The organism is Paenibacillus sp. GP183, from assembly GCF_900104695.1.
Classification (GTDB): Bacteria; Bacillota; Bacilli; order Paenibacillales; family NBRC-103111; genus Paenibacillus_AI.
Genome location: NZ_FNSW01000001.1, coordinates 240881 through 262511, shown reverse-complemented (window position 1 = coordinate 262511; position 21631 = coordinate 240881). Strand labels below are relative to the sequence as shown.

General features: G+C 43.8%; 24 protein-coding genes and 1 tRNA gene. 9 read left to right on the top strand and 16 right to left on the bottom strand.

The window, feature by feature from the left end; all coding sequences use genetic code 11:
• Positions 1-53 precede the first annotated feature (53 nt).
• The gene (locus BLV33_RS01240) at positions 54-242 is read left to right on the top strand and encodes a hypothetical protein (RefSeq protein WP_090787287.1); all 189 of its coding nucleotides are present in this window, start codon (positions 54-56) and stop codon (positions 240-242) included.
• A 33-nt stretch (positions 243-275) separates the two neighbouring features.
• Here the strand turns inward: BLV33_RS01240 and BLV33_RS29120 are convergent, their stop codons facing one another.
• The 6 genes from BLV33_RS29120 to BLV33_RS01215 all read right to left on the bottom strand — a co-directional run bounded on the left by BLV33_RS29120 (position 276) and on the right by BLV33_RS01215 (position 6051).
• Positions 276-443 (bottom strand): hypothetical protein, encoded by a 168-nt coding sequence (locus BLV33_RS29120; RefSeq protein ID WP_171908973.1) that lies wholly within the window; start codon positions 441-443, stop codon positions 276-278.
• A gap of 273 nt (positions 444-716) precedes the next feature.
• Complete coding sequence (locus BLV33_RS01235) at positions 717-1835, bottom strand: sensor histidine kinase (RefSeq protein WP_090787284.1); 1119 nt, start codon at positions 1833-1835, stop codon at positions 717-719.
• 603 nt (positions 1836-2438) lie between these two features.
• Positions 2439-3212 (bottom strand): ATP-dependent DNA ligase, encoded by a 774-nt coding sequence (locus tag BLV33_RS01230; protein ID WP_090787281.1) that lies wholly within the window; start codon positions 3210-3212, stop codon positions 2439-2441.
• Between the two features lie 186 nt (positions 3213-3398).
• Positions 3399-3581 carry a hypothetical protein gene (locus BLV33_RS01225; protein WP_090787278.1) on the bottom strand — a complete coding sequence of 61 codons (183 nt, stop codon included), beginning with the start codon at positions 3579-3581 and terminating at the stop codon, positions 3399-3401.
• An 828-nt stretch (positions 3582-4409) separates the two neighbouring features.
• Positions 4410-5420 (bottom strand): extracellular catalytic domain type 1 short-chain-length polyhydroxyalkanoate depolymerase, encoded by a 1011-nt coding sequence (locus BLV33_RS01220; protein ID WP_090787275.1) that lies wholly within the window; start codon positions 5418-5420, stop codon positions 4410-4412.
• Between the two features lie 558 nt (positions 5421-5978).
• A tRNA-Val gene (locus tag BLV33_RS01215) sits at positions 5979-6051 on the bottom strand.
• 189 nt (positions 6052-6240) lie between these two features.
• Here BLV33_RS01215 and BLV33_RS01210 point away from each other — a divergent pair.
• The 4 genes from BLV33_RS01210 to BLV33_RS01195 all read left to right on the top strand — a co-directional run bounded on the left by BLV33_RS01210 (position 6241) and on the right by BLV33_RS01195 (position 7682).
• Positions 6241-6633, top strand: a complete 393-nt coding sequence (locus BLV33_RS01210; RefSeq protein WP_090787272.1) for a hypothetical protein — start codon at positions 6241-6243, stop codon at positions 6631-6633.
• A gap of 87 nt (positions 6634-6720) precedes the next feature.
• Positions 6721-6963: a spore germination protein gene (locus BLV33_RS01205; protein WP_090787269.1), complete on the top strand. Its 243-nt coding sequence runs from the start codon at positions 6721-6723 to the stop codon at positions 6961-6963.
• 2 nt (positions 6964-6965) lie between these two features.
• Positions 6966-7208 carry a spore germination protein gene (locus BLV33_RS01200; protein WP_090787266.1) on the top strand — a complete coding sequence of 81 codons (243 nt, stop codon included), beginning with the start codon at positions 6966-6968 and terminating at the stop codon, positions 7206-7208.
• 30 nt (positions 7209-7238) lie between these two features.
• Entirely contained in the window at positions 7239-7682 is a 444-nt protein-coding gene (locus tag BLV33_RS01195; RefSeq protein ID WP_253187192.1) for an Hsp20/alpha crystallin family protein, read from the top strand.
• 16 nt (positions 7683-7698) lie between these two features.
• Here the strand turns inward: BLV33_RS01195 and BLV33_RS01190 are convergent, their stop codons facing one another.
• From BLV33_RS01190 to BLV33_RS01160, 7 genes are all read right to left on the bottom strand, one after another.
• A complete protein-coding gene (locus tag BLV33_RS01190; protein WP_171908971.1) occupies positions 7699-8475 on the bottom strand; it encodes a DeoR/GlpR family DNA-binding transcription regulator in 777 nt (258 codons plus the stop codon).
• An 83-nt stretch (positions 8476-8558) separates the two neighbouring features.
• Positions 8559-9923: an ABC transporter substrate-binding protein gene (locus BLV33_RS01185; RefSeq protein ID WP_090787259.1), complete on the bottom strand. Its 1365-nt coding sequence runs from the start codon at positions 9921-9923 to the stop codon at positions 8559-8561.
• Between the two features lie 32 nt (positions 9924-9955).
• The gene (locus BLV33_RS01180) at positions 9956-11377 is read right to left on the bottom strand and encodes an MBL fold metallo-hydrolase (RefSeq protein WP_090787256.1); all 1422 of its coding nucleotides are present in this window, start codon (positions 11375-11377) and stop codon (positions 9956-9958) included.
• A gap of 19 nt (positions 11378-11396) precedes the next feature.
• Entirely contained in the window at positions 11397-12239 is an 843-nt protein-coding gene (locus tag BLV33_RS01175; RefSeq protein ID WP_090787253.1) for an HAD family hydrolase, read from the bottom strand.
• A gap of 12 nt (positions 12240-12251) precedes the next feature.
• Positions 12252-13139, bottom strand: a complete 888-nt coding sequence (locus BLV33_RS01170; RefSeq protein WP_171908970.1) for a carbohydrate ABC transporter permease — start codon at positions 13137-13139, stop codon at positions 12252-12254.
• Positions 13140-13153: 14 nt separating this feature from the next.
• Complete coding sequence (locus tag BLV33_RS01165) at positions 13154-14230, bottom strand: carbohydrate ABC transporter permease (RefSeq protein WP_090787248.1); 1077 nt, start codon at positions 14228-14230, stop codon at positions 13154-13156.
• A 266-nt stretch (positions 14231-14496) separates the two neighbouring features.
• Positions 14497-15777: an ATP-binding protein gene (locus BLV33_RS01160; RefSeq protein WP_253186930.1), complete on the bottom strand. Its 1281-nt coding sequence runs from the start codon at positions 15775-15777 to the stop codon at positions 14497-14499.
• 220 nt (positions 15778-15997) lie between these two features.
• Here BLV33_RS01160 and BLV33_RS01155 point away from each other — a divergent pair, with 220 nt between their 5' ends.
• The gene (locus tag BLV33_RS01155) at positions 15998-16438 is read left to right on the top strand and encodes an Hsp20/alpha crystallin family protein (RefSeq protein ID WP_090787245.1); all 441 of its coding nucleotides are present in this window, start codon (positions 15998-16000) and stop codon (positions 16436-16438) included.
• Positions 16439-16484: 46 nt separating this feature from the next.
• On the opposite strand, the gene BLV33_RS01150 is transcribed toward BLV33_RS01155, so the two are convergent.
• On the bottom strand, positions 16485-16742 hold the full coding sequence (locus BLV33_RS01150; RefSeq protein ID WP_090787243.1) for a hypothetical protein: 258 nt from the start codon (positions 16740-16742) through the stop codon (positions 16485-16487).
• A 272-nt stretch (positions 16743-17014) separates the two neighbouring features.
• Between BLV33_RS01150 and BLV33_RS01145 the strand changes: the two genes are divergently transcribed.
• Together BLV33_RS01145 and BLV33_RS01140 are read left to right on the top strand one after the other, a co-directional pair.
• Positions 17015-17491 carry a hypothetical protein gene (locus tag BLV33_RS01145; RefSeq protein WP_139305663.1) on the top strand — a complete coding sequence of 159 codons (477 nt, stop codon included), beginning with the start codon at positions 17015-17017 and terminating at the stop codon, positions 17489-17491.
• Between the two features lie 40 nt (positions 17492-17531).
• Positions 17532-17831, top strand: coding sequence for a hypothetical protein (locus BLV33_RS01140; protein WP_090787237.1), 300 nt, complete (start codon positions 17532-17534; stop codon positions 17829-17831).
• Between the two features lie 96 nt (positions 17832-17927).
• Here the strand turns inward: BLV33_RS01140 and BLV33_RS01135 are convergent, their stop codons facing one another.
• Positions 17928-18911 carry a Gfo/Idh/MocA family protein gene (locus BLV33_RS01135; RefSeq protein ID WP_090798579.1) on the bottom strand — a complete coding sequence of 328 codons (984 nt, stop codon included), beginning with the start codon at positions 18909-18911 and terminating at the stop codon, positions 17928-17930.
• A 118-nt stretch (positions 18912-19029) separates the two neighbouring features.
• Between BLV33_RS01135 and BLV33_RS01130 the strand changes: the two genes are divergently transcribed.
• Positions 19030-19953, top strand: coding sequence for an S-layer homology domain-containing protein (locus BLV33_RS01130; protein WP_090787234.1), 924 nt, complete (start codon positions 19030-19032; stop codon positions 19951-19953).
• A gap of 101 nt (positions 19954-20054) precedes the next feature.
• Here the strand turns inward: BLV33_RS01130 and BLV33_RS01125 are convergent, their stop codons facing one another.
• Positions 20055-21614: an IS1182 family transposase gene (locus BLV33_RS01125; RefSeq protein ID WP_090787231.1), complete on the bottom strand. Its 1560-nt coding sequence runs from the start codon at positions 21612-21614 to the stop codon at positions 20055-20057.
• Positions 21615-21631: the final 17 nt, after the last annotated feature.

Here is a 21631-nt window from a genome sequence, read left to right as displayed (position 1 = left end):
CGGGGACCGCTAAGGTTATCGGGATTTTCCTTACGAATGGAGGACAAAAAAATATGTATGAAAGTTACCTTTCGGAATTGTTGAAAACTATCCATGCATTTGACCAGGTTGTCTTTGCGAGAAACACCAACAACTTCGTTTTCTTTGAAGGCTTGAAAAACGGGGTCATTGTTAAGATTAGATATAATATCGAAGATAAGCATTTTGAAGCATTCGATTACAGCAAATGGTTGCCCTTGTAATCCAATTATTCTTTCATTTCTTGAAATCATAACTCAATCTCCAAATGCAGATCGAGCAGCGTGATTTTCTGGATCACCTCTTGAAGCAGCACCCTTTTCCGCCAACACATGAAGCTCTAGTTTCTTAAACTCTGCCATATACGATTCCAGAGAGGGGGAGTCGGAAGTTTGTACTGCCAGGGATTCCCTCTGTAATTCCATCCTGGCAACCTCATCATCCAGAAGCTCAATCTACTGCTTGATTGCAAGCGTTTGCTCTTGTTATGTGCCCCCGTCAAAAAGCTCCCTTTGCACAAAAATATCGATTTGATCCTTTTTCCATTTTTCTTTTTTTGTTTTATTCACCCTGATTGCTTACTGCAATCGCTCCATATCCTTTTCCAAATTTACAGTAATGATGAACCGCTCATTTGGAATCCTATTTTTCATCTCACTACGTTAAACATGAAATAGCCCACCTAATAATAAATGGATTCAATGGAGGACTTTCTTAAAAGACAAAATAAAAGTGGTTTCTTTTTCATTGGTATCAAAAAGTATATCACCATCATTTTTTTGCATAATTTGTTTGCATATCGTTAATCCTAGCCCAGTCCCTGATGATTTATTAGTTACAAATGGTGTGAATAATAAATCTTTTAGCTCGTCAGGTATCTTCGGACCATTGTTAGAAATATATAGATACACATTATCATCATCCTCTTTCAAGGACAGCGTGATTTCTTTTTTATGGGAGACTTCAAGTAACGCATCAACTGCGTTGTTTAATAAATTGGAGATTACTTGTTGTATGCCCTTCTTTTGAACTCTGATCATTTTATCCTTTTTAAATTTTTTAACAAACATAACATCTTCTTGTATTAATCGCGGGTTTAACATGGATAGGACAGAATTAATAATTTGGATTAAAGAGATGTTATCATACGATTCATCATGTTCTCGATTCCTGGAAAAACTGAGAAAACCCGTAATTTGCATATTAATACTCTCAAATTCATCATCAATAATTTTTAAATAATTAGCGATCTTTTGATTCTCTTGAGATGAAATGTTTTTTTTAATGAGTTTTAAAAATCCCTGGATGGAGGTAAGAGGATTTCTGATCTCATGAGCCATACTGGCTGCCATTTTGCCAATAAGTGTTAAGCGTTCACTATGTAACTCGTTAATTAGCTTATCTTTTTCCAATATAACAATTCGAGTCAAGTTCCAATAATTGTCACGAGCATGCTTCTCAAATAAATCCATCCTGAATATGTACTTTTTTATAAGTTGATAGACGGACATCTCATTCTCTATGGCAACCTTTTCGACAGTTTCTAGAATAATTTTTCTCCAAATATTTGTAGTAATTAGAATGTATTCAATATAGTTATACCGATCCAGTGAAATTTTGGACCATTTGGGTATAGAATTAAAAATGGGATGGTCATCCGTAGGGATATCTAAATTCAATATATAATTTAAATAATTATCAATATTTACATCTGAGTCTAAAGGCAGATCGGGATAAATTTCACGAACCTCCTGCTGCCATCTTTTCGATAAGAACTCTTTGTGGCTTAACATGATTGAAATATTTTCATTTTCCATTGTTATAACCACCCGCCTTATTGTGTCTAATTCAACAAATATAGTCGTATACCTTTAAAAAAATAATTTATATTTGGTATAACCGCTTTATTACACATAACTGCCAGTTAGTTTAGCGAAGGACTGCTACGCGTTAGCCCTTCGGTGTTGAAGTATTGTTCACTTTCGGTTGCCTGTCACTGCTGGTCAGCATGTTGCTTCTTTATTACAAATAAGTGTTTCGATTATTCTCAGCGATTAGAGAGAAAAAGAAGTGCAGAATATAAGTAAAAAAGGACGAGGGGTACCGTGTTCTTTTTTAGTAACATGTCCGGTAAAGGTTGCTTGTGCAGTTTGCTTCTTACTGTAGTTTTCGGCGGGCCGTCGCTGCTGGTCAGCATAATGTTTGGGTTTCCTTTGTTCCTATTCCTTCCTTTCGTCTTCCTGCCCTTCATGTTTAAAAGAAGGTAAGGATAAGTTTGAAAGATTCTAATAAAGCAGAAAGAGACCCACAGCCCGTTTGCTGTGGGTCTTAATGTTATGTGAAAAAGGGGGTTTACTTTTATTATAGGCTTGCTTTATTTTCGCAAGGTCAAAACAGATTACATATTTATTACAAATCCCTTAGGAAGCCAATATAAACTCAACGAAACTTGGTGATCGTAAGAGACCGGAGTGGGTCAAGCATTGATATTTGACCCGACAGCGAATCAGTGGATCCAGGAATAACCAGTTCTGATTTTCCGATTGAACAAGCAGCTTAGAGATCTGACGGAAGACAGCACGCGCTTCTGGCGGAGCGAATTCACATATGACTGCGTATCTGCCGTCATCAAATTGCAATGCCCAACCAAATTCATTCTTTCTGATTCCGGAGATCGCAACTTCCTCAAACTGATAATTCTTCAATTTAATCCAGTCCCTCGATCGATGATCCTGCACATACCGACTATTTCTTCGTTTGGAGACAATCCCTTCAAGACCAGCAGCTTTGACTGATTCGTACAGAGCCTCGCCATCATCATGCGGTTGCACAACCGATAGTTGGTCAGAACCACTCACAAGCCCATGTAGGAGCTCCAAACGACGCTCCAGCGGCAAATGCATTACACTCTTCCCATTTATCATAAGTACATCAAAAGCGGCAAAATGGACGCTCTGTAAGTTCTTCAGGCGAGAAGATTGAAATTGAGACATGACAAGCTCGAAATCGGGCTTACCATCAGCACCAAATGCGATCATTTCCCCATCTAAGATCGCGGAAGTAGCATTAATATGTACCGCGGTAAACTCGGGAAAATGGCTTGTGCAGTCGTTTTGGTGACGTGTAAACAATTTTACGCGTGGACCTTCACTATGCAATGTACAGCGAAATCCATCTAGTTTTAGTTGATGTATAAAGTCACCTGCACAACAGAGTCTGTTTTATGGAGAAGCATTGGTTTAATCGGAGAAAAAAGCATGTAACCACCTCTATTAAACCGTACCATGGGACATTCGTTTGGGAAATATGAAATTGATGGTAAAATTAATATATATATATATTGTTAGCGTTCATTCGGGAGAGAATGAGACGGTGGCCATCTATTTTCTAAAACGAACACGACTTAGGTTGTCCATGAAACATAGTTCCATTACGCTGACTATATGGTTATCCATTACCATACCCTGCTGCTTTAACTCACGTTCTACGTATGCGATAAATTGCTGTAATTCCATTTTCTCGTCTTCGTTCAAATCGGCAATAGTTAGTTGCAATTGTTCCATAGTCCTACTAACACTCCTACTACATCAATGATACGTAATCGCATTAACACGCTATATATATATATAACGTATGCATTAATTACATTTAATCATTCAGTAGACTTATTAGCAACTAAATTCCGTAAGATGTGTAAACGCTACCAATTTATTGAAATTTATAGTAATTGCGTAAAATGTAATCAGCTACACGGTACAGTTTATGCCAGCACAATTGTTTTTCGCACAGGATTCTACTTCGTTAATAATCATAAGATTAATGTCGGTGTGTGCAAGGAAATGCAGCATTATGTGAATGCGTTTGCTCTGCCTTTTTCAGTAATTTACCGACTCTGATCCGCCACTGATCGCTTCCTTACGGACAAAATGAATAATTAACGTATACAGACAGCTTCGCATAGGGCCGTCAAAATTTCTGACCATTAATCTATCACTAATATCCTCGTATTCTTGACTCACACTCAAGAGCATAATGTGCGATTGACCCAGCAGCCTCATATAGGTACTCCTGTGCATTCCCTTCGGCTTTACCGGCATTGGTTCTAATATATTGATGGACCCACCTAACCGCTTGCCAATGGATTTTAACCTGTTTAGCTGGCGGCACGCAGCATTCTCCCGTTGGCATTGATATGTGAGGTCATAGCAATGGCGGCAGAGGAAGTGTTTACCGTTTAAATGAACCTTCCCTACACGCCGATGGCATTTTGGACCCCAAAATCCTGTAACTGAATTATCGGTATTATTAATAGAAAAAAAACGTCCCATAACATTGAATTATGGGACGTTAGAGACTTTGTTAACTTGCTTGATAATAGTTTCGGAGTATCCTCACCTGCTCCCACCAACTCCTCCACCCTTCATTGGATGAGCCATGAAGAAGTCATAACAGATTTGAGATGCATTCGGCCCTTGAGGATCCGTATATGACCCCGAGCTGCTCCCTCCAGACCAAGCATGACCCATTCCGGTGACTGTATACTTCTGCATGACGACGCGTCCTGTTTTGCTGTCATTATAGCTGTATACCGTATAGCTGCGTCCTCCCGGAACTGTGCTATGTTGGGTGACATCGGCCAAGTCGTCGATATTGTTGTTATCCAAACCATCTGATGCTAAGTCGTTAGTCTGCGCCCATTGTGAAATCACTTGATCTCCATTAACCGGATTGACGGTATTATCAGAAGTTCCATGGAAAACAATGACCGGCACAACTCTTTTGTAGCTGCCCATTGCGGAATATGCCGCATTGCCCTGTGCGACTGGATCAGGGCCGCCGCTAATCATCGCGGAGGTGGCCGCTATCAAGTTCGTTGCAGCCTTATACTCCAAACCTGAGCTTACATTGATTGCGGCGAATATATCGGGATAAGTAGTGCCCATAATAACGGACATCGCAGCACCGGCGGATAACCCCGCTACATACACTCGTCTGCTGTCAATCGAATACATACTCTTTACTTGACTAACCATCCCCGATATGAGAGCGGGCTCACCACTACCGCGGGATTGGTTGGCGGGTTCGAACCAGTTCCAGCATTTATTTAAATTGGCGGAAGACGGCTGTTCAGGGTAAATGACAATAAACTTCTTGGACTCTGCCAGAGTATTCATCTGCGTACCGTCAGCGAACTGATCCGGATCCTGAGTACATCCGTGCAGCATAACAATCAAGGGAACGGCTGTTCCTTGCTGATATCCGCTTGGGATGTAAATTTTATAGTTTCTACTGTTATAAGTTTGGGTAATATAGCTGCCAGCAGCGTGCACTGTCGGCATCATCGACAGGATCATGGAAATCAACAGAACGTAGGACAAACATATACATATCACCTTTTTCATGACATTTCTCCTCCTAGACGATCTAATGAATCCGCTTTCATTTTTATTGTTGAGCCATCTTGCAGAATCTTAGGACTTCATCTGATTTCTATTGGATCAGCTCCTTTCTTCCATCTTCAATAGGGGGTACCTTTTTTAGAAGGAGACCCTCCTATTACCCACACATTAACGTACTCGAGTTACAATTGGGTTACATCGTATTTAAAATATTTTGAAAAGAATATTATCCCATTTCCGATTATGACAAGAACTTTATCTCATTCCCAACTGAACGTTTTCATTAAATAGAGAGGGACTACCAATTGAAGGAAAATGTATAGTCCCTCACGAGAAGTCACTATATTGAAAGGTACAATTATGAATGGACGCAGCCAACTGTTTCCTGCGAATACAAAAAATTAAGCGAATCGAAAACGTGATTCGTTCTATTCTAATACAATTCATCCCAAATTCATCCCAAAATAAAATTTTAGAAGAATATAGACATTAATAATTTATATTGAACAACAAAAAAAGCCTTGATATTGATATACAAGGCTTTTTTTGTTGCGATAAGAATGACCTGTACTGGGCTCGAACCAGTGACCCCTACCCTGTCAAGATAGTGCTCTCCCAGCTGAGCTAACAAGTCGTTTTTAAGGGACAAAAAATATATTAACAGGGATCGAAGTGATTGTCAACACACTAAAGCCCTGTTGTCGTTGTTCTGTGATCATGTCACCCTATAACTGTTCTGAGATAATGTCACTAGGATTATTTTCCTTTCAACTGCCAATCTTGACTCACACTGCATATAAATGGTTAAGGGAGGAGGCTCCGTATGAAAGCATTCAACTGGCTATGGAAACGCCCCTACACGAGTACAGAGCACCGGGAAATAATGTTGAAAATGGCGAAATTAGAGGATCAGTTTCAGCTGCTGCTGGAGGAAAAGGTTCATTCGATTGACCACGAGCGTCCGACCGTCATCATTCAACATGTCGAAAAAGTGATCATAGAAAAATTGGAGCATAGCAATCATTTCGGAACTTTGGAAATCCAGGATTTAGCCGGACGATTAAATATCGGGATGAATTATTCCGGACCGCTCCCCAAGGAAGTTTTAGATTCGTCGTTTTCGAAATTACGTGAAAATGGTAAACAAGCTGAGCCATTTCAAAAACACCAACCGCCTTCACCCAAATGCACGATCCATCCAAAAGACAACCTGTAGATCTCTTTTTCAACGATATTTCTCTCTTAACCCCTAGGCGGATGTCTGCATAGAGTATAGGGATATTCGAGGGCGGAGTGTGGAAAAATGCAGCCAGTCATTAATATTTATACCTTGAAAATTAACAGCATATCCGGCAATGCCTCAGTGAATATAGGTGAATCGCTCCATACCAGTCATACCTCCAACACGAAATCAACAGGGGCGAACATGTCTTATGGTGATGAAGCGCCATCAATCGCTACGATGAAGAACCTATATGTTGACCCCGATGAGTATGATCAAACTCAAATAAAAAGCAGCGACCATAGACAGCTTAAGGAGGCTTGAGTATGCCATTTTTTATAAATATCGTCAACATGAAAACAAATGGGGTGTCCCAGAACGGTAATATCGATATTGGAGCTGTTGTACACAATAGCCACACCTCAAACAATAAGCTTGTCGGAGTGAATTTCTCCGTAGGAGATCTAAGCCCGTCCTTCTCTAATATGAACTCAGCGTACTTTGATCCTGATATAGACGACCAAGGTCAGATTGCTAACCCTTCCGCTCCTATAACGAACCAAGTTTAATCCCATTCTGAAGAGGTGAACGTCTTGAACATGAACCGAATGAAAGAATGGATGGATCTCGCAAACCGCTACTCCGAGGGTGATTTTTGGAAGGACGCAATGGCAGAAGGCAAGGGCAGCTCCAATCATTCAGAGACCCCCGAAATTTCAGAAGAAGTTCCGTGGGTTCCCTCCGTGGATGTCATCCGTACGATGAATGAGACATTTGTACTCATAGAGCTTCCTGGTATTAGAAAAGAAGATTTCGAGCTGATTGTTTCATCCACACAATTCATCATTAAGGGCATAAAACCGAATCGAATGCTCGGGATGTCTTACATTACGAACGAATCTTACTACGGGCCTTTTGAACGGATCATCCCGATTCCGCATTTAGTTTCGGTCGAAACCGTGCTTGCACGATTAATCGATGGTATACTTATCATTCGCTTCCCAGCCCCGCTCGTGAAAGAAGCTAAAATTTCAGTATTATAAGGCTCTTGAAATCACTTTATACCGACTCGCTATCCGCGACAATCACCTGCTTGATTTGTTCCTTCAGCTTGTTCAGCAGCACAGTAGGTACTCCATCGTCAGTGACTAGAACATCCAAGCGCCTCGCTTCGAAGCCAAAAAGAAAGGCGGTGCGATTCATCTTGGATGAATCCGCCAGCAAGATAAGCTGATTGCTTTGTTCCGCAATCGTCTGGGCAATTCGCATAGGCTCCATTTTCGAATAGAAGCAGCCTTGCGAGGTTAACCCGGCACAGGAGAACATGGCTTTGTCGAAACGATATTGCTTCAACTCTTGATGCAGCTTATGTCCGCTGGTCAAGCCGTCCGAACTCAGCTCCCCGACGACCAGAAAAATTTTCGACTTCACTCTTTTCTGCATTAAATACAGCGCTATGGAAGGGGAATTCGTGACAATCAATAATTCCAAGTCCGATGGAATATGCCGGGATAACGTCAGGCAGGTGGTATTGCCGTCAAGAAACAAACTATCCCCATCCTCCAGAAGCTTTATCGCTTCCAGGGAAATAGCTTCTTTTTTTTCATGGTTCAAACTGATCCGCTCGTTATAAGGCATTTCCCAAGTCGTTTGCTCCCTCTTTGCTGCCCCTCCGTACGTGCGCTTGACTAGTCCTTTTTCATCCAAAATGCGAAGATCGCGGCGAATGGTCTCCACGGATACGTTGTATTTTTGCACAAGCTCCTCTACATTCACGTTGCCTTCGTTCTTTACCCTCTGAATAATCTCATTTCTTCTGCGAATGGAATTCGACATATTTGATTGCTCCTGCCCCTTTACATGACTACAAGAGAGGGCAAGTGGCCCTCTCTTGATCGAAGTCATTATGAATGATTGAATTATTTGAATTCCTTCAGCGCTTTTGTCGCGTCGGCTTGCGCCTTTTTCATGGCGTCTGCAGCCGGCAATTTACCTGTCATGCTGAGCTCCAAAGCCGTGCTCACCTGGTCCTCGATGGCGCTTCGTGCAGCTGTAGCCACATCGATTGTTGCATATGGGAACACCTCGTTGAAGGCTTGCTTCTTTTGCGGGTTGTCCGCATAATTTTTCTTCAACAGATCCGTATCCTGAGCCGATTTAACCGCTGGGAAATAACCTGTCTTCGCTGCATAAATGGCTTGCGCATTAGCTCCGGCAAAATATTTCAAGAAAATCCAGCCAGCCATTTCCTTCTCGGGAGTTGTCTTGAACAATACTTGATTGCCGCCGTACAGCTCCGTTACTTTCTTTGTGCTGTCCCCTTGAGGGATGAGGGTGATCCCCCACTTGAACTTGTCTTTAATCAAGTCCAGCTTGGAGCTTGTTCTTGCGGTTGTTCCGATTTCCATAGCTGAGCGGCCGATAGTAAACTCTTGCTCGGTGTCCTGCGCAAGCACGATCGCTTTCTTATCCAGGAGGTTCTTCAAAATCGTAGCCAGCTCTACTGCTTGCGGATTGTCAAAATTAACGGAGGTCGCATCCTGCGAAATCGGATCAATGCCATAGGTACGCAGCCAAGTCCGGAACATGGCACCGTTCTTTCCGTTGCTCATTGCTAATGCTGGAACACCAGTCTTGGCTGTAATGTCCAATGCCTGCTTCTCGAATTCCTTCCAGCTTGCAGCAGGCTTGTCATATCCGGCCTTCTTCAACAAGTCGGTGTTATAGTAAATGCCCATCGAGCTGTTGCCATGCGGCCAGCTCATCGTTTTTCCCTCATATTGGGAAATTTTTTGACGGGCTAATACACCAGGCATGATATCGTCCATTTCTTTTTGGCTTAAACCGTATGTAGGATCCTTGATAAAGGGATCAAGCGGTTCGATTTTATCGGCTTTCATGTATTGCAGTGTATCGCTCTCGTAGGCCATGGCCAAAGTCGGCAAGCCTCCACCCTGCAATGCGGCGCGGATCTTTTTATTCAGCTCATCGTAACTGCCTTGGAATACCTCTTTGACGATAATTTTACCTTCGTACTCCTTGTTAAACTGAGCAACCATTTCCTTGATGGAATCTCCGTAAATAGAAGCTTGGATGTGCCAGAAATCGATCGTGACCGGCCCCTTAGCCCACGGCTCTTCCTTCTTAACTGGAGTGGTGGTCGCTTTTGCATTTGACGAGCTGCCTCCGCTATTGCTTGCTGGCGTCGCAGCACCACATCCAGAGACGATGACCCTAGCGGCTGTCAGTGTGAACGCCAGTATAGTTTTCCATTTGTGTTTCATAGATAATTTCTCCTCTCTTTTACCTCAATTTTTTATTTTACTACTGGAGCGTAAGCTCCAATAAGTTGATTTAGCACTACCGTTTCCCCGAATGTCGGATAGAAACGCGGTACACCACGGCTATCGAACAAAGTAGGATGTATACTGTGAAGCGGGATTACCACTTTGGGCTGAATCCCTTCCACCAGGTCCGATATTTCCTGAGGAGCCGCATGTCCGCCTGTTGCGCAGTAATGATACGTCACGCCGAATTCCGACAGCCAGCGCAGCAGGGTTTCATCGGAATGGTTAAGCGGATTGCCGTCTGCGTGCACGTATTGAGATGGTGCGGCAGTCTCGCCAAGACGCTCCAATTCGGCCATCAACAGCAGCTGCTGATAGGTCAGATACATGGCATAGCGGCTCTTATCCGCTATCATTTCCCCTAACGTGATGGAGGCATAAGGAAGCTTGTGCTGTGCTCCGCTCATAGCCCCAGGTCCGGAATTCGGAAGTACTCGAATGGTTTCCATTTCTCGCAGGGCAAGGTGATCTTCCAAAGCAACGATTCCCTCCTGTGTAGCAACATGCCATAACACTGCCGTGCTTTCATCCATAACTAACGTGCGTCCAGCAGCTTTCGTTGCCATGATGATATCGGCTACACGCTCAACATTGCGCGCGAGAATGTTCACATAAACGAGACCCTCGGCTTGCTCCAGCACCTTGAGGTAGGTTGCAGCTACGTCCAGCTCTTGACGGTCTGTTGGTTTCCGGAAGAGCGTGTCCGGACGCAAACGGGTTCCTTCCGTAATAAGTACGTCCACTTCCGCTTCGCGGCACAGCTTGATGAACCGATCCATTCGGTACGAATGGCGACCGTGCCTTCTCCAGTCTGCCGTAAAAGCGATCGTATGCTCATTCGTGCGGAGAATAAAGCCTGATACCCCCGGGCTGTCATGATCGACTTCAATAATCTGCAATTTGAAATCCCCGATCGTGATTTCCTGCAAGTCCTGCAGCGGTTGAATGGCTCCCGGTGTATCTCCATATTCCCCAGAGGCGTCAACAGCTTTATAAACAGCATGCGCGTCCTGATGCATGTATACCGGGATATCGCGTCTGAGATAAGGCAGAAGCGCCATGTGGTCCTGATGAATATGGCTCATAAACACATGCATATTCGGGAAACTGGGCAAGAACGGCTTGTTCCACAATCGCTCCAAATCCTGTTCCCCAATATCCGCGGTAACGGACGGATCGTAAAGCTGCAGAATGGGCGGCGCTGACCGAGTCAGCAGATAGCTGCGAATCCCTTCCGCACCGCGAGCGCGCACTTCACCCTGAAAAAAGCCCCTTAGCGCAAGTCCGAGATCAAATACCAGCCCCGTATCGCCGCTTCCAACAACAATATGTACGCCTCCTATCGTATTTAACCCGCCGTAAAACGTCATCGTTTCATTAGATTGATTCATTTCTCCGTCTCCTCCTTGTTTATGCTGGTTGGTTAAGAGTTGCAAGCAGCTCCGCCAATTGATCGAGCGATTTCAAGTGAATATCCCATAGTGACGGGTCCTGGCTCTTATAAGGTGAAATCCACACCGTATGTCCGCCTAACCGGCGAACCGGATATAGATCGTTCCAGGCATGATCTCCGATGGACAGCATTTGAGCAGGCCCGATCTCTTCTTGTTTCGCCAGTTCATTCACATAATCCGGCAAGCCCCATGGCTTGTTGCCCCCGTACCTGATATCATCAAATAACTCGTCTACACCTAAGTACTTTACAAAGTCACGACCTGTTTCTGGAGGCGAGTTCGTCATTAATACCTTACGGCAGCGAAGCTCGCTAATCGCCTTTCTTACCGCTTCTTGCGCAATGATCGCTTTGGTACTCTCCAACATTTCCTTGCGAACCCGAAGAAACGCCTCTTTCCGCTTTGGTTCGGGAATCCTAAAGTGATGAGCGATGACGCTGACAACACTCCAAGCATCTCCAACGTACATGTACTCTTTAATGAAACCGTGCTTTTGTCCGTATAAGCTTGCAAAAGTCTGTGCGTCGATTTCCTGACCATCCCAATATATTGCCCCCGTGGCGTATTCTCCGTCATGCTGCAGAATGTGCTCCTGAAGGGGGTTGTAGAATAGTCCGATTCGCAAAGGATGTTCATTGTTTAAAATCGCGGCTGCTTCCCTTTGAATGCGAGTAATTTCACCTTCCCATTCCGATCCTTCCATAAGGAAATACAAGTAACGTTCTAGAAAAGATTCATCTTGATACAACGTGCCGTCCAAATCGAAAATAATAACTTTAATGTCCTGCAGCCATTCCATGACTGTGCCTCCCTAACCTTTAATTCCTGTTGTCACCACACCTGCATGGAACCACCGCTGCGCCACGAAGTAAAGAAGCACTATGGGCAATATTGTAAAAGTAGCTGCAGCCATCAACTCGTGATAATTAGGTCCTTCCTCGCTGACAAAATACAAGAGACCCACCTGCAGTGGACGAATTGCCTCACTTGACGTAATCAGCAGCGGCCATAGAACGCCGTTCCACTTGCCGATAAAACCGAACAAGGATGCAGTAATCATGCTCGGAGCAGCCAAAGGAATCAGAACCCTCCATAAGTAAGCGAAATGATTCATACCGTCTACCTGCGCAGCCTCCCAATAATTTCGAGGGACGGACAGAAATGCTTGCCTAAGCAGAAAGATGGTAAACGCATCAGCGAAAAAGGGCAGCATCACACCCATATAGCTGTCGTAGAACCCTTGACCCCCATCTCCTAACCAATTGTTTCCACCTGCAAAAGGCATGTGCCGCATCGTAACAAAGTTGGGGATTAACGTGATATCGTAAGGGATCAGCATCGTCGATAATACCAGCATGAAGATCAATTGCCGGCCTTTGAAACGGAAATGGGTAATTGAATAAGAGATTGGTATGCAAATCACCATCTGAAGCAGCGTCCCCAATCCGGCGATGATGACGGTGTTATAGAAATAAGCCCCAAACGTCGATTCCGGCTTGTTCCAGGCATGCACATAATTTCCCCATAACCAATGCGCTGGCAGGATGTTTGGCGGCATCATATTGATCTCTCCCGCCGTTTTAAAGGAAGTCAAGATCATCCATAGAAAAGGAAACAAGGACACAGCAGCCAAAACAAGAATGACGATGGTTACCAACAGCCACAGTGCTTTTGAGCCCATTCGGGCATTAGCGAGCATCTTCATCCCTCCCCTTATTCATGTTGGTAGTGCACGCGCTTCTCGCCGAACCGATATTGAAGCCAGGTAAATACCAGCAGAATACAAAATAGAAACATGGAAACCGCTGCGGCGTACCCTACTTGCCCATCCACATAGAATTTTCGAAAAATATAGAGGGGGAGAGACATCGTCGAACCTAATGGACCGCCTTCCCCACCTGAAAACACGTAAAATGCGTTAAAGGATTCAAAGGAACTGATGACAGAAACAATCATTAACAGAAACAGCATTGGAGTAATCAGCGGCAGGGTCACATATCGGATAACTCCCAGCGTTCGCGCTCCGTCGATACGTGCCGCTTCGTACAAATCTTTCGGAATGTTGCTTAGTCCGGCCATAAAGATAATGATTTTAAAGCCTACATCTGCCCAAACCGTAAACAACATAATCACCAGCAGCGCCAGAGTAGGGCCACCGAACTGCGAAGGCAGCCATGCCGGCCATGTACCGCCGAATTGTACAACCAGTTTTTCAAGAATCGGATCAGGGTCAATCAGCCAGCTTTGCTTAGGTAAACCTACCGACCCTAGCGCAGCATTGGCAATGCCGACATTTGGGTGAAAAATCCATTTGAACACAATAGCCGCCGCTACTTGCGAAGTAATGAAAGGCAAGAAAAAAATCGTTCGCAGGATCGCTTTGCCCTTCACATTCTGAAACAGGAAATATGCGATGAAGAAAGAAAGGCACAACGACACAGGAATCGTGCCGAGCGCATAGTAAACTGTCACGAGAAGACTATGCCCAATGGAACCAAGCTGGAAGCCCATCTGCGGGTCATTCACAACGATTTCTTCGGTAAAAATGCGTATGTAATTCTCTATCCCGATAAAACGCTCTGGAACAAACCCCCATTTCCATAAACTCATCCACAAACCGAAGCCGAGCGGCCAAAAGCGGAAACCTAGAAGCAGTAACAGTGCAGGCAGCGCATAACTTAAACCGACAATGATTTCTTTCCGTTTGGACCTGGACATTTTCTTGATTGTTGTGGCTTTCACTTTTGAAGAATTCAGTTCGACAGCAACATCCGCTTTTTGAAATGACATGCCCTGCAGCACACCTTTCTATGATTCTTTTGGCTCTGACTACTAATCAATATAATGGTAACCATTCAATGTAACAGAAGTATCAATTCTATATTGACGTTTTGTTGAGATTATGTAGTGTTTTTGATCGATTTTGTAATTTAATCAAGCGAAACGGTAAATATATTGCGATCAATCGGTCATGTCCAATGCAAAAAGACCGGTTCCAATACTACAGGAACCGATCTTTTGATCAATAATAAATGACTCTTCAAATTTCATTCTTGTCATATGGCATCATACCGTTGGATTTCTTTATCCTTAAGAAAAGTAATTTTAAATGCAGTCCCCACTCCCGGTTCGCTTTGGACAGAAATAGAGCCACCCAATGCCCGAATCACCTGGTATGAAAATGTTAACCCCAAGCCTGTTCCACGGGCTTTAGTTGAGTAATAAATCGTACCTAAACGTCTGACTTGATCTTCATTCATTCCAATTCCATTGTCTTCAATTTCTAATATAATTTTAGTGTTCTCCTCTTTAAGTCGAAGAGATACCTTCCCATCTTGTATATTAAAACAGGCTTCAATAGAATTTTTTATAAAATTTACGAGTATTTGTTTAATCTCTTCAGGATTTGCAAATATCTCCATGGATTGAATCGGTTTATCCACTTCTATAAGAACATTATTCATATTTGCATAGGGTGTCATGATATCCAAGGTGATTTCCAAAATTCTAGAAAGATCAGTTTGTTCTTTTTCACGTTCAGTAAGAGGTTTGGAAATCGTTAGATACTCCGATAGGATGGTTTCCGTACGATTGATTTCATCCATACAAATTTGGATATACCTCTCCACCTTATTTCGATCTAAAGTATTTTGGTTGATTAAAGTTAAAAAACCCTTCATGGTGGTAAGCGGGTTACGTACCTCATGTACCAACGAAGCTGCGACATGTCCAATTGTCCTAACCTTCTCATCTTCTATATGTTTGATGAAGAAATTCTTATCCGAAACGGCTTTGTCGAATAAAAAAATAAGCAACCAAATTTCAAAGCAGTGTAAGGCTGGAACAATGAATAAATTAAATCCGAGATTATTCGTAATAAAATCTGGGTTATATAGATACATGACTATTCGAGGAATAATGGAGCATATAAGACCAAATACAAATATTAGCGAAATCCGAAAATAATATCTTGCTTTTTCATAAATTTTATAGAATATGATCGACACAGGAAAAGTAATCGCAATACTGATCATTCCCACCCATTTTCCAGCACCCCCCAAACAAAACCGATACAACACAAATTCCAGAAGTAGAATAAAACCCGTCTGCAAACCTCCAAAAACAAGAGCAAAAAACAAAATTACATAGCGGGCATCATAAATAACCCCGGGCATAATGCTTAATGAGAATGTCATTGAAAGAATCAGTGACAAGGAACTAGCTCCTGTAATGAATTTTTTACTGTAATTTTTTGTTTTATCCTTGTAGTAAACATTAAACATGATAAAGGGGAGTAAGGAGATGAATATTTGCAGTAAGACTCCTTTTATGATCATTATGGTTATTCCCTTCACTATGTAAAATGACGATACAACCTATTTAATTATAACATTCCTTCATTGATCTATGTTCCAAATTTTAGCCCAACTGAAAAGGGTCAAGTATCACTGATTATGACATATACATAGTATAAAGGTACAAGAACTTTTCTTGATTATTATTCAAAATTTTGGAGAATGATAAGCTGGACTATATGAAAAAAAAGGAGCTGTTATTATGGGCTTGGGACCTTACAATCCGCTGCGTCATTTTGAAGCCATGCGCCGGGAAATAGATCGTTTTTTTCCTGACGGGGTGAGTTCCTTGTTTAATAAATCCGAATCAGGGATTGGATTCCCGTTGGATCTGCATGAGACGGAACATGAAATCGTCGCTGTCTGCAGCTTGCCGGGTATCGAGAACAAAGAAGATATTCGAATTGATGTGAGTAACAATACGCTAACCGTAAGCGGTATTGTTCAAAGATCAAATGAAATCAAAGAAGATCAACTCCATCGACAAGAGCGTTACTACGGCCGCTTCCAACGGAGTGTTTCCCTCCCAGCCTCTGTCAGTCCTGAAGGTGTCCATGCAAAATATAAAAATGGTGTATTGGAAATACACATTCCAAAGCAAAAGGAAGAACCCAGAACTCGTATTGATGTTGAATTTCAATAAAGCTCCTCCACAGTGAAAAAGAGCGTCTCAGGACGCTCTTTTACTATTACTTAGACCGGTTGGGTTCCGCGTGGCCTTGGTTGATGTGCTGGCGTTTTTCCTTATTCGGTTTCTTGTCAATCTCTGCCTCCTGGCTCATCAGCGGCAGGCTGACAAGCTCCCACTCGGTATTGCCTAGAGTCAGATCGGCTGGGAATAAGTCGCCGCGCTTTAATGTTTCCTGACGGCCGGCCTCGTTCTCATATATACCCGTGGTTTCAACTTCTTCCCCGGTCATCGGGTTCATGTCTTTGCTATTTGCCATCGCTCCCAATCCCTCCTTAAATAAGCTCGAACGTTAGTATACCCTCGTTGAAAGGAAGTATGACCCGACAAAATCCCCAATACGATTCAAATCCGAAAATATAGGGTAAATTTTTTCATTGACATTATAAAATCTAGTTTAAAATTTTTCGACAAACATTCCTAAAATCTCTCCCCACAGTTTGACAACCTTTTTATTCAATCTCATTTACTATTTTCTTGTTATTTATACTTCAAATCATGCTTTCAAAACAATTTTCAAAGGAGAACATTATGATGCTAGCTATGAAAAAAAACGAAACTCTCTCGCAAGCTACCTTTCAAGCAAACGTCTCATGTCTGATTGGTGCGAAAACAAAAAAGCATGCCTTGGAAAAGGCTGCAAATGAATGGAACAAGGCCAGCATCCATATTGACCCCATTACTCTGGAAAACGAAATCGGACAATCCAAGCATTTTACGGTTGTCCAAGTGGAGCAAATGGATTGGTTTGATGTAGAGAATGCAGAATGCAGCAATCAGTATAGGGTGTTTGGCCGTATCCGATTATCCATTTCGGAATTGAAGCAGACCGACTATTATATAAACGATTTCGATCAATTCTCATATAAGATTCCTCCAAGCCTCGTTGGCAAGAAGCCGGTTTTGGTTGTTTCCGAGGGGCTTCGGCACATATTTTTAACGGTATCTCAGCAAGTCGCGAAATGGAACAATAAAGAAGAATCAAGGCATTTAAGTAAACTCGCTTAAATGGATCTGATTGAAAATAGAGAAAAGGGGTGATGGAACCATGCAAATTAAAAAGAAAGTCGACATTGAGGACCTATTGGAGAACTTCTCCTCTAATGCTGATTGGGATGCTTCCGGTGAGAAACATTACATCGTTTTTACTGATCACAAACGTAACGGACAATGGACCTTGATGAACTACCCTGACAATCGTTTCAGCATACACAGCCGTGGAGAAAACTATTCAGATGAGGACGAAACGTTTTTTGATGACCGTGATCAACTCGTCTCGTTTATATGGGATAATCGATCTGCTTTCAATGCCGCTCTAAAAACAAAAACCTTAGCCGGTCAATACTGATAACAGGACAGGTTGCCGTGGCCAACGGCAGCCTGCTCTTTTTTTAATGAATCAGCCCTATCAGGCTGTTGCATGCTCATAAGTTTCCAGAACAATTCAGGTCCGTTCCGTAGCTGAGAGTAAGCACGCTTCCAATACGCGCACATTATAAACCGAGTCCCAAGGACTGAAGGCCAGCGGCTCCCCGTGAAGGATGGCTCTTGCAAAAGCATCGGCTTGCAGTACGTATGCGTTGACATGAACCGGTTCCTCCACTCTCATGTCCCCGCCAGTATGAACCGTGAAAGATGCCGAGCCAGGCGTTGGTGTAAGGAAAGCCGCTGGAATATGAATGCGGCCCTTGGTGCCGTGAATGTCCATCGTATTGCGGAAGTCCGCCCACATTCCGCATTGAAAAGTCAGTCCTACTCCACCGGCGAACTCAACCAAGCCCGAGGCCATCATATCCACTTCATCATGCTCCGGCGACATAAAGGCGTGCACCGTCACCGCTTCAGGCTCTTGATTCATTAAATAGCGAGCGGCGCTGATCGGATAACAACCCACATCCAGAATTCCGCCGCCGCCCATTGCTTTGTTAAACCGAACATTACCGTCAGCATCAGCGTTATTAAAGGTAAACACTCCATGCAGCGCTCGCACATCGCCGATTTCTCCGGAACGAATGATTTCGCGAATGCGTTCATAACGCGGGTGATAGCGGTACATAAACGCTTCTGCGAATTGGACCTTAAGCATCTCACAGGCCTCAATCATTTGAACGCTATGCCGTTCACTTATGCTGGCCGGCTTTTCACAAAGAACATGCTTGCCCGCCCTTGCTGCCTTAATCGTCCATTCTCTATGTAAATGGTTCGGCAGCGGGATATATACCGCATCAATATCGCTGTCAGCGAGCAGCTCCTGATAGCTTCCATAAAACGCAGGAATCTGCAGCTCCTTCGCCATTTTCTCGGCTTTCACGATATCGCGGCTGGCAATTGCCGCCACAACGCCCAATTCGGACTGCTGAATCGCAGGAATAACGGCTTTTACAGCTATATCGGCACATCCCAGAATCCCCCAGCGCAATTTGTTCATGCCTGCTTTCTCCCTCTCCCCATCCATAGTATAATCTCCTTTTATCACAATCCTAACGAGGGGTCAGGTGCAACCTTTGCTAAAAAATTCCGTCCATATGTATTGAGGTGAATCAATAATGATAAGAAAATGGAGTTTGATCATGATCCTGGTTTTGGGAGTGATGCTGGTGTACAGCCAGAGTGTTTTCGCTTTCTCGGATATTCAGGGGGATCCGGCTGAAGCAAAAATTATCGCTTTGCAAAAAGCTGGTATTATCAGTGGGATGGATGACAAAACGTTTGATCCAAAAGGTAAAGTGACGATCGCGTCAGGTGTTCAAATGCTGGTAAAAGGACTGGATCTCAATCTTGACCGAATTCGATTCATCAAAGAGCCGAAAGCCAGTGATTCCTTCGACTATGTGCCTGATGATGCATGGTTTGCTCCGTTCATGATTGCAGCCATTCATAATGGCATACCACTCGCTCGGGAAGTCCAGCCGCAAAACACATTAACGCGAGAAGCTTTTGCTGCTTACTTATTTGGCGCCCTAACGACTAAAGTGAATTATGTCTCCACCATGATTTGGGTAGAAATGAAGGATCAAGACGAGATTTCGAAAGATAAAACGATAGCTGTCCAAGAACTGGTCAAGAGCAAAATCGCTTCACTGGAAAATGGCAGCTTCCGCCCCAAAGCGGAAATCACACGTTCTGAAGCTGCAGATATGCTTTACAACACGATCCAATTTATCAAGGATCACCCTAACCTAGGGGAGCAGCCTATAGCTCCTGCGCCAGGAGCAAGTGAAGAAGTGAATGTAACTTCAGTTGCGGTGAACGCCGAAGTCAACAAAATTGTTCTATCGCGAGGGACAAAACCGAATGCAGGCTACGGCATTAAAATTGTAGGTGTAGATTTTACTACAGAGGGTCAAGCCACAATCCGCTATTCCCTGCAAAATCCTGAGCCTGACCATCTGTATGCGCAAGTCCTCACAGAGCCCAAAGCAGAAACCTATGTCAGTTCAGCTTATAAGGTGACAGCCAAGCAGCAGTAATAAATCGCAGAGGCTGTCTCAAAAGTAAGTAAGCTCGCTTGTGAGGCAGCTCACTTAAAGAAAAAAGCATAGTAATGATGAAAACGGGACGGAGCAGGGGACTATTTCTGCATCGTCCCGTTTCTGTTTTGGTCGATTACCGCTTTCTTGAGTAAATTATGGGCAAGAGAAAGCCATCCTACCTCTAAGCTTACCTTCGGCAAGCCTCGCAGCAGAAATCGCCGGAATCCCCGGTTACTTTTCATTTGTCCAAACACACTTTCCGGTTCAATCATCCGCCGAACCGATAAAGCATAACCTTCTTCGCTTCGGAGCTTATCCCTCACCTGCTGTTTGTAGCGCATGTACCGCTGGCTTACCTTTATCTCCCGATTCCCTTGTGCTTTCGTGCAGGAGGGCTTGAGTGGACAGTCTTCGCAACTCGTACTACGGTAATGGCGATGCCGGATTTCAAATCCACTTTCGGTCTCTTCCCTGCTCTCATAACGGAATACGAGCTTTCGTCCTGCCGGGCACGTCCAGATATCTTCGGATTCGTCGTAGTGCCAATTGTCAATTTTGCTGATGTCTTTCTGCCATTTCTTTGATTTTTCCTTATGATAAGTGCTGTACTTCACCAGCGCCTCGAGCTGTTCGCTTTCCAGGTAAGCATAGTTTTCTTCCCCACCATATCCGGCGTCCGCTATAATGGTTCCCGGCAGCTTGCCAAGAGCCGCTTTGACCTTCTCTAAGTGTGGCTTTAGGCAGCGGGTATCCGTAGGGCGTTGGTGAAGACTGTATCCGACAATAAACTGATTTTCGGTGCCGATCTGTACATTGTACCCGGGCTTTAGCTGGCCGTTAAGCATGTGGTCTTCTTTCATACGCATGAACGTCGCGTCTTTGTCGGTCTTACTAAAGCTATTCCGATCCCCTAGAATTTCTTGATGGTCTTCGTACTTTCGGAGGCGAGGGAGTAAGTCTTTACGGAGCATACGCACCGCTTTCTTAAGCGGCTTGTCCTTCGGTTTCTCTTGAAGCCTTTCTTCCAGTTGCTTGACTGCGATTTCCAGTTTCTCACTTGTCATTTTCGCGGCTTCACCCAGTTCGCTAAGATCTTGGCCGCCATGCTCCCGATCTTCTTGTTTCTCTGCTTCTTCTATGGTGTCGAACAGCGTCTGGACTTTCTCCTGCAGCTTCGCCTTTTTCTTAACGACGGCTTTCCCCCAGACAAACGTGTATTTGTTGGCGTTTGCTTCAATTTTCGTGCCGTCGACAAAGTAATGCTCGAGTTGCACGTAGTTCTCCTCGGCCAAAAATTGCAGAACAGCGGTAAACACCGTCTCCAGTACCTCTTTCATTCGCTCGGAGCGAAACCGGTTGATGGTACGGAAATCCGGACGTTGTCTGCCAGCAATCCACATGAACATGACGTTCTCACGAACCGCTTTAGCGATCTGACGGGATGAGTAGATCCGCTGAGTGTAGGCATAGACGATAACTTTAGTGAGCATTTTGGGATGGTAGCTGTCTCGGCCGCCGCCCGGGTAAGCGGAGGCAAAGATCTTGTCGCTGAGCCGGTTCACTGCGGCGTTAACGACTCGAACTAGGTGGTTTTCGGGGATGTCTTCCTCAAGATCCATTGGCAGGGTAAGTTGGTCCATGGTATATTGAATGTACAAAGAAATCGCTCCTTTTG